The following is a 15,369-nucleotide window of genomic DNA, read 5'->3' on the forward strand; positions in this document are numbered from 1 at the left end:
CCCATGGGAGCCAGCATTACCCTTGCAGGTGAAAACCTGATCGCCCAGAAGCAAGCCGCACACGCAGGGCTGAAAGTCGCCCGATTCCTGTTTGCCAACGTGCCCGGGTTGGACCCTAACGCCCCGGTGGACCGTGCCGCCGCCAAACCCGCGCCGGCGCAGATCGTCCACACCCAGCCGATCGGAGACGACCAGGCCGGCTATGTGAACCCTAACCAGGTCGTGTACAGCGCGCAGGTAGGGTCAGACGTCGGCGACTGGGACTTCAACTGGATCGGCCTAGAAACCGCCGAGAACGTGCTGTTTGCCGTGGCTTACGTGCCGCTCCAGCAAAAGCGCCGCAACATCCCGCCGCTGCAGATCGGCAACAACCTAACCCGCAACTTCCTGTTGGTGTTCGACGGCGCCCAGGCGCTGACCGGCGTCACCATCGACGCCAGCACTTGGCAACATGACTTTACCGTGCGCCTGGCGGGCATCGATGAGCGTCAAAGGCTGAGCAACTACGATCTGTATGGGGTTGCGTGCTTCATTGGAAACTCCCTGCAGGTTGAAAAAGTCGACGGCCTGTACCGACTTAAGCGGGGACACGCCTATGTGCGCGGTCTACGGATAGGCAGTCCATCGGTACTGCCCATCATCCCCCCAGCGTTTCCAACCACGGTTTGGATCGATGTTTCTCTACAGCGGGATTTAAACAACGTCGTGGCGACCTGGTCGGTGGTATTCGCTGCCGATTACCCTGATTACACCGACAGCAACGGCGTGCAGCACTACTGCGTTGCCCTGGCGGATCTGCCCAACGCCAACACCATCAGCGACCGGCGCCCCACTGAAGCCATTGACGGGGCGCTGGTGACGCACTTCGCAGCACGCCAGGGCGACTATGCGGGCCTGCGTGCCCGCGCCACGACCAAAGAGGACGTGGGCCTGGGGAACGTACCCAACGCCATCAGCGACGACCCGGAAACCAACAGCAGCGCGATTTTGGCGACCACCAAGGCATTGAAGTCCGTGGCCGCGCCGATCTGGTCGGCGATCGCCAATATCGTGTCAGGCGTAACAGTGGTCGGGAAAGCCGCAAGGTTGGCCACGGCTCGAAAAATCACGTTGAGCGGTGCCATGAGCGGCACCGTGAACTTCGATGGATCCGCTGACGTGACGATTGATACCGTTTCCAACCTGGTATCCACCGAGGGCGTCGCGGGTTCGTTCTCAAACTTGAGGGGATCCGCCACAGGTTTGGACTCGAATGTGAAATTCACCGCCGACGAGCTGTGCGTTAAAAACGCCCTTGGCCAGCAGTTGGTGCTCAAAGACGTATCAATCACCCTTAGCACTGTCGCATTCGGCCCAGGAGGGCTGGACACTGGCCCCGTCGCAAACAACACCTGGTACAGCGTGTGGGTGATCTGGAACGGTTCAAACAGGGCCGGTCTGCTGTCGTTAAGCCCCACGGCACCGCTGATGCCGGCGGGGTACACCCATAAGGCCCGCGTGGGCTGGGTTAGAACCGACGACGGGGCCAAGTACCCCCTTTCGTTCATCCAAAGCGGGCCGCATGTCCAGTACAAGGTGGCAGCCGGATCGAATGTCCAGTCGATGCCACTGGCGGCAAGCGGCAGTGCGGGCAGCCCGACGGCGCCGACGTGGGTCGCTGTTTCAGTTTCAGCATTTGTCCCGCCCACTGCCGGAATAATCATGCCGGTGCTCAGTCTTCCGCTGGCCACATCGGCAACAGCCAATGTGGCCCCCAATACCTCTTATGGCGGCTACAACTCGCCAACCAATCCCCCGCCATTCGGTATTTCCGCTAGCGGCTCGCTTCTTCCGTCGTCGGTCAAAGGGGAACTGCTCCTTGAGTCCTCGAACATCTACTGGGCATCAAATTCACCGGCGTCGCGCCTATACATTGGCGGTTGGGAGGACAGTTTATGAGTGGTTTCGCAGTGAGAAATGATGGCGAGGGTTGGGTATCGGTTGGCGGTCCTGATGATGTCGGCCCAGATGCCTGGTACAGCCTTAAACAACCGCCGCCGACCTACCCGCGTCCGCCCACACGTGAAGAGTCCGCTGAATCCGTGAGGGAGAGTCGCGACCTGCTGCTATCCATGGCCGCAAATCGTATGGGGCCGCTACGCGATGCGGTTGATACGGACAGCGCGACCACTGAAGAAGTTGAGCGCCTGAAGCGTTGGCAGTTGTACCGGATTGCCCTCAACAGGATTGAGCAACAAGAAGGCTTCCCGACCGATATCCAGTGGCCGGACTCGCCCGAGGCACCGCCACTGGGGAGTGCTCAGCCATGACCTGGGCGCCGGTGACCATGCGTTGGCCCGAGCAGGCCACACAATGGATGGGCGAGCTGTCAGCGGCCAAGGATCTGGCCGGCGGCGAGCTGGCCAGCACGGCCCAGCGCCTGGCCGGCCTGGACGGCATGACCAGCACCAACCCCGGGCCGGTCGGCGCCGCCGCTGAAAGCGCGATCGCCTCCGGCCGTGCCGCACTGGCCGGCCAGATGGGCGAGGCGCCGGCGTGCCTGGCGGTGACCCCGTTTCAAAGCGGGATCGGCCAGGGCCAGGGGCATCAGCGCTTTCTGTCCGCGCCCAACTTGCTGCAGCAGCTGGCCGACAAACTCACCGACGCCGGCGACGGCGGTTTGCCGATCGGGCCGCAATACGCGCTGTCGATCCTGTTCCTGGGCACGCGCTACGACCAGTTGGCCGACACCCTGGCACGCTTCAATGCGCTGCTGCCGATCCCTGACCTGGTGCGCACCGAGCGCCGAGCCCGCCACCTGTCCCAACTGGAGACTGAAAAGTGGGTGATCCCCCAGGCCAGCCCGCTGCCGCGCTGGCAGTCGTTGCCCCTGGAGCGCTGCACGGTGGTCAAAGCGGCCAAGCAATCCATGGCCGGCCAGATCGCCGCCCTGGAGAGCTACGCGGCCGACAGCTCGCCCATGGGTGACTTGGCCGCACTGGCGGGCCGCAAGGCCGCTCAGCAGCAGGGCCGCGATCAACAATTGAATGACTTGAAAGCGCTGCTGGCCGGCGGCAATGCAGACCACAGCATGCGCGCGCGGATCCTGGGCCCCGGCAACACCACCGAGCTGCGCCGGTCCCTGCTCGAGGGCGAGGCCCCGGGGCACGAATGGGTGCTGTCTGCCGGTGTACTGCTGGTTGGGTCGCACCAGGGCCTGAGCTTTGTTCGTGAACTGGTGGGCCTATGACGCTGTTACTCGACGGCCAGCAGGTGCGGGGCAAGCGGCTCAAGGTCACAGCCAACCTGCGTATTGAAAGCGACGACCTGTCAGGCCAAACCAGCAACACCGAAACGGCCCACAAGGGCTTCAAGCCCAAGACATTGGCCGTCACGCTGATGATTCCATTTGTTGACCAGGTGCAGCTGCGCGACCTGATGCGCCTGGCCGAGGGCACCGCCGGCGGTGGCCAGCTCAAGATGTACCGCATCGTCAACGACACGGCCTCAGCCTTCGGCATTCGTGAGGTGCAGTTCTCCGAGGGCGTCAGCGCCCGGGAGGATGATTCCCTGAACGCCTGGCTGGTGCAGTTCACGCTGTCCGAAAAGCAGTCGAACCCGGAAAAGGTCGAGAAGCGCCGCGCCGGCAACGCAGTCAACGCGCAATCGGCGCCCGGGCAAGGCGTGGGTGGCGAAGGTGGCAGCGGTAGCGGCACTGGCGAGGCCGGCCAGGAGCTGAGCGGCTTTGAATCGGTCCTGAAAAAGGTGGATGACTACCTGGGCGGCGGCAAAGCATGAAACTGCACAAGGTGCTGACGATTGGTGGCCAGGCCTATGCCCTGGTCAACGACGACGTGCGGCTGGACAGCAAAAGCCCCGGCCGGGCGACGTTCACCATTCAGGCCAGTGCACCGGTCAAAGGCCTGGTAACGCTGGATATCGGCTACAACGAGCGCACGCTGCAGCGCCACTTTATCGGCTACGTCGAGCGATCGACCGCGGCTAATGCGGTGCAGCAGATCCTGGTCTGCCGCGAACTGGCGGCGATCCTCGCCAACCCGCTGCCGCTGAACCTGCGCCATGTCGACCTGCAGGCGGTGCTGGCTGAGATCAGCACCAAGACCGGGCTGCGCTTTCGGGTGCCTGATCAGCCGTACGCCAGGGTCAAGGCGCCGTTCTTCTACAGCCTGGCCACCGGTTACTTGGCCATGGACAGCCTGGCCCAGGTGTTCAACATCCCCGACTTTATCTGGCAGCAGCAGGGCGACGGCGAAGTGTTTGTGGGCAGTTGGGCCGACAGCTTCTTCGGCGCCCGGGCACCGCTGCAGTTGCCCACCGGGCTGTTTGACGGCTACCAGGGCAATCAGAGCGCCATGATCGCGGTTCTTCCAGGACTTCGCCCGGGCGCAACCTTCAACCAGGGCGAGCGGATCACCAGCGTGACCCTCGCCGGCAATCAAATGGCAATCAAATGGACGACGCAATCCGTCGCAGCGTAGAGCGGCAATTCCCCGAACTCACTAGCGGTTACCACCTGCCACGCTTTGGCCGGGTGGTGGCCGTGCCAGATGCGCCGGCGGCGCCCGGGCTGTGCGATGACTTCCGGCCGCGCTTTGGCGTCGACGTCGAAGTGCTGCTGCCCGACGGCGAACCAGATCCTGCGCTGCCGATCCTGAGCGGCCTGCCGCTGCCGGCGCCGATGGGCGGGCAAGAGGCCGGCATGTTCGGCTTTCCGGAGGAGGGCACCACCGTGGTGGTCAGCTTCGCCTATGGCCTGCCGCACAAGCCCTTTATCACCCAGATCCTGCCGCACGGCCTGAGCCTGCCCCGGGTGCCGAAAGGCGACCAGGTGTGGCAGCACAGCGAGGCGTGCCAGCAGCGCGTCGACGCCGACGGCAACTGGCTGCGCCAAACAGACGGCAAGATCCAGGACAAGGCGATCGAGCGCGAAGTGGAAGCCCTGGAGAACACCGAGAGCTTCCAGAACCACACCAGGACGGTCGACGACCATTCGAAAGAGTCAGTGGGCGGGATCAAGACGATCGAGGCGCTGGGCGCGCTCAAACTGCTGTCGGGCGGGTCCGCGAGCCTAGCCGCCGTCGACGACCTGCACCAGGCCACCGGCCGCGACCTGAACCTGGTGGTGGGGCAGAAGCACAACGCCACGGTGGGTGGCGACATGCAGGAGCAGATCCAGGGCCTACGCAAAAGCGTGGCCGGGATCAGTCAGCGCCTGCAGGCGCCCAAGACCTGGTTGGGGTCGGAGTCGGTCAACGTGCTGCAGGTGCTGTGTGATCTGCTCGACCTGGTGCAGCGAATGAACACGCAACTGGCTGCGCATACACACGTACCAGGGCCAACGCCGAGCCCGACCGATGCAGCGGCTTTCACGGCGAATACGGCGAAAGCTTTGGCGCTAGCAATTTCAATGAAGCCAATCACGCTTTGATTTCATCGTTAAAACTATACGGAGTAATTTGGGGTTAAAAAAACGTCACATTTAGCGGCCGCCTTATGCGGCAAACTTAGACTTCTAAATATATAGGCATAATTTATGTGCTGTTTTTTTGCGCCCGGCCGAGAAACTAAGCGCCCGGGCGGTTTGATGTAATCCCCGGGGGCATACCGCTCGTCGGATCGCAAGCCATCAATAGTGTATTACTACTCGCAATTGCACTTCGTTAAGGGTGCCCACTGTTGCAATTGCGCCGGGGACGGTAAACCCGCTATCTGCCGAGGTTTGGTGTGTGTGTCATGAGGCGGCCGGCCGAAGAAAGGGACGGCGCCGGCGCAGAATGCAGAAGGGCCGGGCATGTGCCCGGCCCTTCTACGATAGCGGCAAGTGGTTTCCAAGCCTCAATCTTGTGTTAGATTGATTTCCAGCACTCAACGCCCAACAACTTTTGAATCTAGAGAACTCGAAGGTTAGGGCTTACCCATAGAGCAGTCAACCCTACGGTCATTCGAACTCCGTTGAAAGTTACGCTAGAAAGCATATTAGTTACTGCAAACAGTATATTAATTGCGGACTAGTGTGACGGTTAACAGCTCCGTTGAGTGCGTGCTTATGCAGCATCAATCTGATGAAGCAAAGCATTCAACCATAGGAGTTTCAAAAAATGGCTTTATTTGTTCAACGCTACCTTCCAGCAGAGTTAATTCGTTTGCTACAAACGGCCTATTGGATGATCAAACTGTTTAGGGTCATTCAAAAGTTTGAATGGTCGTAACAATGGCGGGGGCTTCGGCCCCTGTTTTTCTGGCGTTGACTCGAACGAATCAAGGCCAATGTGTTGCACCCTACGCCCTGAGTCATGAGAGGGTTTGACCTTGATTCTGCGCTGACCTGGCTGGCACCTATCCCTCCCGGCACCACCAGGATTGCGCATAGGCGCAACCGTCGACGACCTCAATCCCGGTCAACACAAAACCTGTCGGCGCCATGCCGGACAAGGTCGCATCCAGCAGTCGCGGCAGAGGATCCGGATCTCGCGGCATGCAGCCCAGTACGCGTGCGACATTTGAGCTGCGCCCGAATTGTTCCTCAACTTGCGCATGCACCTGGACGTCTCCCCTTATTGCCGGATAGCGCTTTCTTTCTTTGGGGTCCAGAGCCACGCCCTTGAGGCGCATCGGGGTTACCAGTACGTGCCCCTACCTATTCGTCGCCGTGAGGATCAAGCAGTTCCTCAACGGCATACGCCAGCGCACCATCCGCTTGTTCGAGCAGGTCGCTGAGTTCATAGCGGTCAATCACATCAGCCCTGTGCAGCTCATAGGCCTTCGTAAGCAGCGCTTTGTGGTGGGCGCCAGGGTTTCTGAACAGAGCCGTTTGGTCTGACAGAAGAGATTGCCAGGCCGCCGTCGCGCTGGTCGTGGTGGTGGGACTATCAAAGTTCGCTTCGTGCATCGCCTGTTGCCCTCTGTGGCTCAGCAAAATACTGTACGCATACACAGTATATCTGCAGACGGGTATTCCGGTGCTGTTGCCCGATGAAATGCTGCTCAGCTTCAAAATCCCGAAAAATCATCAGCAAAGAAAAAATCATCTGAAAAAGCACTTATCCCCCTCCCGCCGACGGGCTTTGTGTCCCTTTTTTGTGCAAATCCAGATGTAGTGCAAACGATCCTCCAGCCCAGGCCAGCTGTGGGCCTCTGCAGGGGATCGGCCATTGCACAAAATGAAAGGTTTGGAAGGAAAGTGAAGCGCGATTGCACAGCGGCACAGCGGACGGTCACTAACGGGGCAAGGCTGGAGCCCCCGGTTTCATTGAGTGAGAAACGCGAAAGCGTGGTTTTTTGGCTGTTTTCAGATTTTGAATAAGTCACAAAAGTTGAGATTCTTCGGCTCATAGGCAGAGCGCTGAAAGCAGCTGCAAGCCATATCAGCCGAGCTTCTCCGTGATATCAGTCGTTTTCACAGCCTAGCCACCATCCTGCACTACGTGGTTCGCTCGTTGTATTGATGTCAGAGGAGATGAAAATGAAGACGTGGAAAAGCATTTCACCGGCCGCAGTGGAGTGCGGCCAGTCGCTGCGCGGTACCAGTCAGGTGAAAGGCAGCATCATCGTGATCGGGGAAATTTGCGGGCAGCGAAGAAATCCAGCCTTCTCGTAAAGCCCCACCAACCTATCGTTAAGCGGATGGACTACGAGTGCAGTTGATGCAACTTCTTCAGAAGCGGCAAGCGCACGAAGAACGGCATCCTGGATCAGATCTAGCGACAGTCCGGTACCCTGGAGCGTCTTACACACCCCCATGCGGCCCAGGACCGTAATCGGGTGCTGTTGGGGCGAGTTGCGCTGCGCTTTCTTGGGTACGACGTCTGCCCGCATTATCGTCCCGTTGGACAATGTGTAATAACCAACGACGGTATTCGTGCCTTTAATGCAAATGACAAGCACGGTGGCAGTCCTAGAAGACTGGGCTTTGATAGCCAGTTTTTTCAAGAACTCGTTGATCGACTCCTCACCGCAATCAAAGGGATCCAGATTGTGGGTCTCATTCAGCTTTACCGGGGCACTCAGCTCCAGCGAGAGGGTCTGTTCAGAAGCTTCTGTACGCATTTATTACTCCTTACGGGATTATTCTGTAAGGCTTGCTCGAAAGCATCGAAGTCATCGTCAGCAAGGACAAACAGGCGTTGATCCAGAATGACTTCCTCTGCTTTTTTACAAGCAGCATCCAGGATGAAGCTGGTTCGATCACTTCCCGAGATGGCTGCGGCCACATCGATCAAGTCTCGTTTCTTAAAATCGACCCGCATGTTGAGCGGTACGGATTTGGTTTTTTCTGTTGCAGCTGAATACGCAGGCAATAGAGAGCTAGTCATCGGTCTTTCTCCAGTGGTCGTTCGGGTGATTTGGTGGCTTACCTCCTTAGGTTCATTTGATGGTTGCTCGGCTGGTTTGAAGAGTCATGGCGGCTTACCTTTAGCTAGTTTTGAGTTTTGAGTTTTGAGTTTTGAGTTTTGAGTTTTGAGTTTTTGGCTTTCCGAGTAAGGGATCTTTTCCCCGAGGCAGATCATATCCACGCCGTGTATCAGACGTCTACACGTAACGCAAAAAGCTATACGAAATCTGATGAGCGGTTTAAGGTAATTCCGTTCGAGTTACCATGGACTCGTTTTTCTTTTTGTGACGCAGGAACCATATGGACATCAGCAAGCTTAAGCACGGTAAGCGAGTCAGCGTACCGAAGGAAATGGTGAAGCAGGGCCGACCTTGGGAGGAGCGCTACGGCACAGTTATAGGCACACCCAGCCAGCATGGAGTGTCAGTGCGACTTGACGGTGAATGCGCAACGATAATCAGAGTTCGTCCACAGGATCTGGACGATGAGTGAAATCTGACCCAAGCTGGGATGCAGTTCTGGGAGTATTTTCCGTCCAAATACCGTCCAATTTAGGAAGATTTCATTGCTGCATATATACACAGAAACATTCTAAAACCGCCGTATCTTCTGGCTTTACCTAATGAGTACGCGACTCTAAGGCGGGCTCATAATCCTTTGGTCCACGGTTCAAGTCCGTGTGGGCCCACCAAATAAAAAGCCGCGCATTGCGCGGCTTTCGTGTATCTGGACGTTACGTTTCAGCATTCAAACGTGCTTCCAGCGAAGTTCGCGGAACACTCGGCACCCCGCTCCCCTGCCTACCTCAAAGGATGCCAACGCATTTACCGCGAAGGCCGGACCTGGGTCTTGCGCTCGTTGTAAAAGGTGCAATTGGCGGGGACGTCTTTGTTTACCAGGGACATCGCGCCGATCGTGGCGTTATCCCCCACCACCAGTTCGTCACCGATGATGCAGCTGTTAGCCCCGACGCTGACGTTGTCACCGATCCTCAGGTTGTAGTGATCGAGGCCGAGGGTCTTGATCCCGACCGTCGTATTTTGCCGGATAAAGAAATTCCGACCGATTTTTGCATGGCCGGAAATCACCACTCCGGGCAGATGCGCAATGCGCAGCCCCGGGCCGATGTCTGCGCCCAGATCAATATCGACCCCGTATTTGAGGTTGAGCTTTTGTTGCATCCGACGTGCACGCGCGGCCCAGAATCCACCCCGTCGATGCAGGTACTGGGCAAGCCGGAAAGAGAACAGGAAGCGCAGTTTATTGTCTCTCCTGGCCCGCCGGAGAATGTTGGAGATCAGGCCGGTCCGGCTGCCCACTTTCTTCTTGTTGGATACTTCAACCCGCCAATACTCAAACAACTGGTCAAGAGTCACGCGTTCGGTCCTATGTGTTTCCGGGATTGATCATTTGAACACCATCAGCGCAGCACTTTGCACCCTTTGCAGGTCAGCTGGATCTGTCGGTAGTTGGCTGGCGCCAGCTGTGGCAGTTGCTCGAGGCAGGAAGCCGGGTCGTTGAGGGGCAGGTCCTTGAGTTGCGACATGTCCCGCTCCCACCACTTTGAAGCCAGCAGGCGCTCAATCATTTCCGCTGAATAGCGGTAGCGGATCAGCTTGGCCGGCACCCCGGCCACCACAGCGTAAGGGGGCACATCCTGAGTGACCAGGGCGCGAGTGGCGATGATCGCCCCGGTGCCGACGTTGACGCCCTCCAAGACCATGGCGTCGCGCCCGATCCAGACGTCATTGCCGACGGTGCCGAAGTCGATGTGCGCGTCGTATTGCCAGGCGGTATCGGTGTACTGGAAGGGGTGGGTGCTCAGCCAATCCGCAGGGTGGTTGTTTTTCTCCTGGCCAAGGATCACACCGGCACCGATCGAGCAGAAACGCCCGATCGAGGTCACCATTTGCAGGCAACTGTCACTCCTGATGTAGGTATGGGCACCGATCGACAGCTCGCCTCGAACGTCGATGTCCACCTGGCCCATGCGTACGCCTTCCTCCAGCTTGAGCGTGGCTCGCTTGCCGATGGTCGAAATAGCGGTGCCAAACTTGAAACCATGCCGCCGGACCTGGCGATTCCAGTACCAATCCCTTATGCCCAACACAACCTCCGACCATCGAAATATGCCTGCCCTGCACCCACCTGAGCAACGCTCACGGTGCAGCACATTACATCAGCAAGAGGAGTTTTTGTTGGCACTTGGCGCTTTGTTCAGGAAACAGAATGGACGCGCGGCGCCTGGATTTCGGCGCCGTCCGATTGGCGCCTGAATCGATCAAAACCGGGGGCTCCGGGCAAGGCCACAACGGGCGCGCGAACACCCTTGCAGCCGCTGCCGTTGTCACTCAAGCCGCAATCAAACACGCCTCCAGGCTGCGGCCCAGGCTTTCGCGCAGTTCACTGCCGCGACGGGCGATGAACACCAGTTGCACCGCCTGCTGTGCATCGCTATTTTGCGCGGCGCTGAACTGGCTGCGCTGGCCGACATGTTGCAACCACTGGGGAGCCTGGATGCCTTGCAGGTGCACCAGGCCCTTGACCCGGAAGACCTGGGGCGGGATCTGCGCCAGCCACTGGCGAAAGCGCTCCGGGTCCAGGGCTTGCGGGCTCTGCCAGAGCCAGGATTCGAACAGTTGGTCATGGCGGGTGGCGGCCGGGAGCATTTTCAGCGAGCCAGCCTCGCCCCGGTCGCTGAGCAGCAGGCTGTCGGGCAGTTCGGCGTACACCGTCTCGATCACCGGCACCCTCGCCCCCAACTTGCTGCGTATCACGGCCAGTTCCTGCGGGGCGAGCAGATCGGTCTTGTTCAGCAGCACTAGGTCGGCACAGGCGACCTGGGCCCGGGACAGGCGGGCAAACTCCCCTTCCAGGCTGCTGTAGCCGACCCCGTCGACCACGGTGATCACCGCATCGAGCTGCAATTGGGCGCGCAGTTGCGGGTAGGCCAGGGTTTGCAGGATGCGCTGCGGATCGGAAACCCCGCTGCATTCGATGACGATGCGCTCCAGGCGCGGGCTCAGTTGGCTGAGACTGACCAACTGGGCCAGCAGGTCTTCCTGGACGGTGCAGCAGATACAGCCGTTTTGCAGGCTGTACACGGCATCGGTCACCTCGGCGATGATCGCCGCGTCGATGTTGAGCTCGCCAAAATCATTCACGATCACCGCCAGGCGCCCAGCGTCGTCGCGCTGGACCATGCGGTTGAGCAAGGTGGTCTTGCCGGCGCCGAGAAAGCCGCAGATCACCGTCACGGCAATACGGTTCATGACCCCTCTCCTTCCAGCACCGGCGGTTTCCCACGCCAGGTGGCCTGCAGCGGGGTGTCATCGAACAGCCCCTGCAAGTCGTACACCGGCTGGCCTTCAACCAGGGTCAGTTGCACCTGGGTGCGGTGGATATAGTTGCGCGCCGGCTGGGCGAACAGGTCGCGGTCGAGCACGATCAGGTCCGCCGACTTGCCCACCTCCAGGCTGCCGGTGAGGTGCTCCAGGCCCATGGCGTAGGAGCCATTGCTGGTCACCACTTGCAGTGCCTGCTCCAGGGAGATCGGTTCACCGAAGCAGTCAGGCTCCTGGTTCCACGGGTTCTGCCGGGTGACCATGGTCTCCAGTGCCAGCCAGGGGTCGATCGAGGCCACCGGCCAGTCGGTGCCCATGACCGCGATACCGCCCGCCGCCAACACGCCCTTGAAGTCATAGATACGCTTGAGGCGCTCCTGGCCGTAGCCGGAGCGGGCGCCGGTGGCGAACGGCGTCGGGTACCAGGCCGCCGGGGAAAATTCGGCAATCACTTCCAGCTCGCGAAAGCGCTTGAGGTTGCCCGGGTGCAGCAAGGTGCTGTGGGCGCACTGATGGCGAATGCCGCTGAAGCCATTGCGCCGGCGCGCCTCGGCCACCGCATCGAGGAACACGTCGGAGGCGCCATCGCCGGTGCAGTGGGCGATCACCCGCAGGCCACGGCGGTCCATGTCGACCACCATGTCGGTGATGTGCTCAGGCGTCAGGTTGAGCTTGCCGCGCCAGCTCGCTTCCTGCGGCCAGGGGGTCAGCAGGTAGGACGAGCGCGGCTCCACGGTGCCATCAAAGTGGAACTTGATCGCGTTGGCACTGAGCCGCGCGCTGCGGTAATAGTGCCGCTCGCCACTGAGCAGCTCCCAGCGCCGGCGCACCGGGAAGATATCGTCTTGCCAGCTGATGGCCGCTTCGATACGGACCGTCAACTGGCCCTGGTCGTCGAGTTCCTTGAGGGCTTGCAGGCGCTGCTCACAGACATGCACGTACTTGCTGGCCGTCACGCCCCGGGCACTCTGGAAGTGCACGCCATCGCGGTAGGCCTGGCGCAGCACCTCCACCGGGGTCGGCGGCATGGCGGCGTGGATCATGGCGTAGGCGCCGTCGATCATCAGCCCGGTGGGTTCGCCCGTCAGTTCGTCGCGTTCCAGGTAGCCGTTGCGCGGGTCGCTGGTATGGCGGTCGATGCCTGCCAGCTCCAGGGCCCGGGAGTTGACCATCATGGTGCCCCACATGCGATCGAGCAGCGCGATCGGGCGATCCGGCAGGATGCTGTCGAGCCAGGCCCGCCCGGGGGTCAGCCCGGCCTCGCGAAAGGTGTAGCGCACCCAGTACTGACCATGAATCCAGCCATCGCCCGGGTGACTCTCGGCGTAGGCCAGGATCGCCTGCTTGAGCTGCTCCGGGGTCGGGTCTTCGATGCCCACGTCCAGATCGTCGCTGTAGCGTGGCGCCAGCGCCAGGTCCGGGTGGGTGTGCATATCGTGCAGGCCAGGCATGCAGAACGCCCCTTGCAGATCATGCACCCGGGTCAGCGGGCCCTTGAACGGCAGCACGTCGCCGCGCAGGCCCACCGCAATCAGGCGGCCGCCACGAATCGCCACGCTTTCAGCCCAGGGCTGGGCCGGGTTCATGGTACGGATCCTTCCGTTATCGAGGATCAGATCGGCAAACAGCCCACTGCTGGAGTGGGTCGATGTGAAGTTGTCGATGGCTGTCATGTGCGGCACCTGCTTTTTTCTAGGCAAAGGGAGGCCCTGCGGCGCGTTTTCGCGCCGTTGGACGAAGTCAGTCAGCGGGGTTGGGGCAGACTCTAGCGGCCGGCCTCCAGGCTTTCGACGAAGCGGGCGATGCGCCGGCAGGCTTCGCTGAGGGCCGTGTCGGAAACCGTGAAGGAGACCCGGACAAAGCCTGCGGTGCTGGCGCCGAACGCACTGGCATCAAGCACCGAGACACCGGTGGCACGGAACAGCTGCCAGGCGAATTCGGTGCTCGACAGCCCCGTGCCGCGCACGTCCACCAACATGAACATGCCCGCCTCCGGGACCTTGCACTTGAGCAGCGGCAACTGGCCCAGGCCGGCCACCACCAGGTCGCGGCGCCGGCGATACAGCTCACGGGCCTGGCCGACGATCTGCTCGTCCAGCTCCAGCGCCTTCAGCGCCGCCGCCTGGATAAACCCCGGCAAGCCGTACAGCATGCACAGCAGCAGGTTATCCAGATGCCCGACCAGCTCGGTGGGCGCCACCACCCAACCAACGCGCCAGCCGGTCATGGCATGGGACTTGGACAGGCTGTTGAGCACCACGGTGCGTTCCAGCATGCCGGGCAAGGTGGCCACGCTCTGGTGGGGCCGGTCGTAGGTGAGCTGGCCATAGACTTCGTCGCTGATCACCCACAAGTCATGGCGCCGGGCGACCAGGGCCACCGCTTCCAGTTCTTCGAGGGTGTAGACGTTGCCGGTGGGATTGTTCGGCGTGGCCAGGGCGATGCCCCGGGTGCGCTCGGTGATCTGCGCCTCAAGGGCCGCCACGCTGAGCCGGAAATCCTCCGCCGCCGGCTGCGCGATCGACACCAGCCGCGCGCCGCTGGCCTGGATGCTGGCGGCGTAGGTCAGGTACATCGGCTCCGGCACCAGGACTTCGTCGCCCTGCTCGAACAGGCACATGGCGGTGGCATACAAGCCATTCTGCGCACCGGCGACCACTGCGATGTTTTCCGCAGTTACCGGCAAGTCGAGCAGGGCTGCCTGCTTGGCGGCGATCGCCGCGCGCAGGGCCGGGCGCCCGACCACGTGGGTGTAATGGGTGTCGCCTTCCTTCAAAGCCTGGACGGCTGCGGCGCAGATTGCCTCGTCGGTGGCGAAGTCCGGATCGCCGATGCTCAGCACAATCGCATCCTCGCCGCGCTCCTGGGCGTCGCAGGCGGCGTAGTGGATGTCCCAGGCACTGACGGTCTCGCCGCTGATGCGTTTGACCACGGATGAATACTGCATTAGCCACTCCTCGCCGGCCCTCGGCCAACGCTTAAATGAATTCAGATCTCAGGCCTGGCGCTGTGGCGTCTTGCCAATGCGGTTGAAGGCCTGCTCGATCACGATCGCCAGAATGATGTAGATCACCGCTACCACCAGCAGCGGCTCGTAGACCCGCAGGGTCTGGGCACGCACCAGGTTGGCCGCACCCAGCAGGTCGGTGACCGCCACAGTGGACGCCAGGGCCGTGGCCTTGAGCAGCATCACGCTTTCCCCGGCCAGGGTCGGGCGCAGCATCTGCAAGGCTCGGGGCATCCACACCCGGCGCAGCACCAGCCAGGGCCGCATGCCATAGGCCCGAGCCGCTTCCAGCTCACCCCGCGGCACCGCGCGCAGGCCGCCGCGCAGTACTTCGCCGACATAGGCCGACACGCTCAAGGTCAGGGCCAGGGCCACGTACCAGAAGCCTTCACGCAGGTACGGCCAGAGCAGGCTGCCGCGAATCAGCGGGAAGCTGGCAAACACGCTGCCGACACCGTAGTAGAGGATGTAGATCTGCACCAGCAGCGGCGTGCCGCGCAACACGCTGGTGTAGAAACGCAGCCCGTTGGCCAGCAGCGGGTTGCGCGACAAGCGACCCAACGCCACGCCGACCGCCATCAGAAACCCCAGGGCGCCGGAAATCAGCAGCAACTGGAAGGTGATCCAGGCGCCACGGATCAGTTCGCTGGAAAAGTTGTTCAGCCAGTTGAAGTCCATGCCCGCCT

At 61.0% G+C, this 15,369-nt stretch carries 16 protein-coding genes; 6 read left to right on the forward strand and 10 right to left on the reverse strand.

What is annotated here, in order from left to right:
* Positions 1-3: 3 nt before the first annotated feature.
* From AC19YX_RS13260 to AC19YX_RS13285, 6 genes are read left to right on the forward strand one after another with little or no spacing between them, the layout of a single operon-like run.
* Positions 4-1,938 carry a phage tail protein gene (locus tag AC19YX_RS13260; protein WP_500606421.1) on the forward strand — a complete coding sequence of 645 codons (1,935 nt, stop codon included), beginning with the start codon at positions 4-6 and terminating at the stop codon, positions 1,936-1,938.
* Positions 1,935-2,309, forward strand: coding sequence for a tail fiber assembly protein (locus AC19YX_RS13265; protein WP_194237411.1), 375 nt, complete (start codon positions 1,935-1,937; stop codon positions 2,307-2,309). Before AC19YX_RS13260 ends, AC19YX_RS13265 begins: the two co-directional genes overlap by 4 nt.
* Entirely contained in the window at positions 2,306-3,229 is a 924-nt protein-coding gene (locus AC19YX_RS13270) for a hypothetical protein (protein ID WP_500606422.1), read from the forward strand. Before AC19YX_RS13265 ends, AC19YX_RS13270 begins: the two co-directional genes overlap by 4 nt.
* Entirely contained in the window at positions 3,226-3,777 is a 552-nt protein-coding gene (locus tag AC19YX_RS13275; protein ID WP_500606423.1) for a baseplate complex protein, read from the forward strand. The genes AC19YX_RS13270 and AC19YX_RS13275 overlap by 4 nt, the downstream gene beginning before the upstream one ends.
* The gene (locus AC19YX_RS13280; RefSeq protein ID WP_500606424.1) at positions 3,774-4,478 is read left to right on the forward strand and encodes a hypothetical protein; all 705 of its coding nucleotides are present in this window, start codon (positions 3,774-3,776) and stop codon (positions 4,476-4,478) included. Before AC19YX_RS13275 ends, AC19YX_RS13280 begins: the two co-directional genes overlap by 4 nt.
* Positions 4,451-5,428, forward strand: coding sequence for a hypothetical protein (locus tag AC19YX_RS13285; protein ID WP_500606425.1), 978 nt, complete (start codon positions 4,451-4,453; stop codon positions 5,426-5,428). The genes AC19YX_RS13280 and AC19YX_RS13285 overlap by 28 nt, the downstream gene beginning before the upstream one ends.
* Positions 5,429-6,336: 908 nt before the next feature.
* Here AC19YX_RS13285 and AC19YX_RS13290 read toward each other — a convergent pair.
* The 10 genes from AC19YX_RS13290 to AC19YX_RS13335 form a co-directional block, all read right to left on the reverse strand.
* Entirely contained in the window at positions 6,337-6,612 is a 276-nt protein-coding gene (locus tag AC19YX_RS13290) for a hypothetical protein (RefSeq protein ID WP_500606426.1), read from the reverse strand.
* Between the two features lie 25 nt (positions 6,613-6,637).
* Entirely contained in the window at positions 6,638-6,889 is a 252-nt protein-coding gene (locus AC19YX_RS13295; RefSeq protein ID WP_500606427.1) for a hypothetical protein, read from the reverse strand.
* A gap of 638 nt (positions 6,890-7,527) precedes the next feature.
* Positions 7,528-8,046: a hypothetical protein gene (locus AC19YX_RS13300; RefSeq protein WP_500606428.1), complete on the reverse strand. Its 519-nt coding sequence runs from the start codon at positions 8,044-8,046 to the stop codon at positions 7,528-7,530.
* Positions 8,004-8,312, reverse strand: coding sequence for a type II toxin-antitoxin system TacA family antitoxin (locus AC19YX_RS13305; protein WP_500606429.1), 309 nt, complete (start codon positions 8,310-8,312; stop codon positions 8,004-8,006). Before AC19YX_RS13305 ends, AC19YX_RS13300 begins: the two co-directional genes overlap by 43 nt.
* Before the next feature lie 844 nt (positions 8,313-9,156).
* Positions 9,157-9,708, reverse strand: coding sequence for a serine acetyltransferase (locus tag AC19YX_RS13310; RefSeq protein ID WP_500606430.1), 552 nt, complete (start codon positions 9,706-9,708; stop codon positions 9,157-9,159).
* Between the two features lie 44 nt (positions 9,709-9,752).
* Positions 9,753-10,439 carry a CatB-related O-acetyltransferase gene (locus AC19YX_RS13315; protein ID WP_153050272.1) on the reverse strand — a complete coding sequence of 229 codons (687 nt, stop codon included), beginning with the start codon at positions 10,437-10,439 and terminating at the stop codon, positions 9,753-9,755.
* A gap of 244 nt (positions 10,440-10,683) precedes the next feature.
* Positions 10,684-11,604: a CobW family GTP-binding protein gene (locus tag AC19YX_RS13320; protein WP_421549402.1), complete on the reverse strand. Its 921-nt coding sequence runs from the start codon at positions 11,602-11,604 to the stop codon at positions 10,684-10,686.
* Positions 11,601-13,349, reverse strand: coding sequence for an amidohydrolase (locus AC19YX_RS13325; RefSeq protein WP_500606431.1), 1,749 nt, complete (start codon positions 13,347-13,349; stop codon positions 11,601-11,603). Before AC19YX_RS13325 ends, AC19YX_RS13320 begins: the two co-directional genes overlap by 4 nt.
* Before the next feature lie 92 nt (positions 13,350-13,441).
* Positions 13,442-14,623 carry a pyridoxal phosphate-dependent aminotransferase gene (locus AC19YX_RS13330; protein WP_078472859.1) on the reverse strand — a complete coding sequence of 394 codons (1,182 nt, stop codon included), beginning with the start codon at positions 14,621-14,623 and terminating at the stop codon, positions 13,442-13,444.
* A gap of 48 nt (positions 14,624-14,671) precedes the next feature.
* Positions 14,672-15,361 carry an ABC transporter permease gene (locus tag AC19YX_RS13335; protein ID WP_078472858.1) on the reverse strand — a complete coding sequence of 230 codons (690 nt, stop codon included), beginning with the start codon at positions 15,359-15,361 and terminating at the stop codon, positions 14,672-14,674.
* Positions 15,362-15,369 lie beyond the last annotated feature (8 nt).

Source organism: Pseudomonas sp. MF09150 (genome assembly GCF_059862355.1).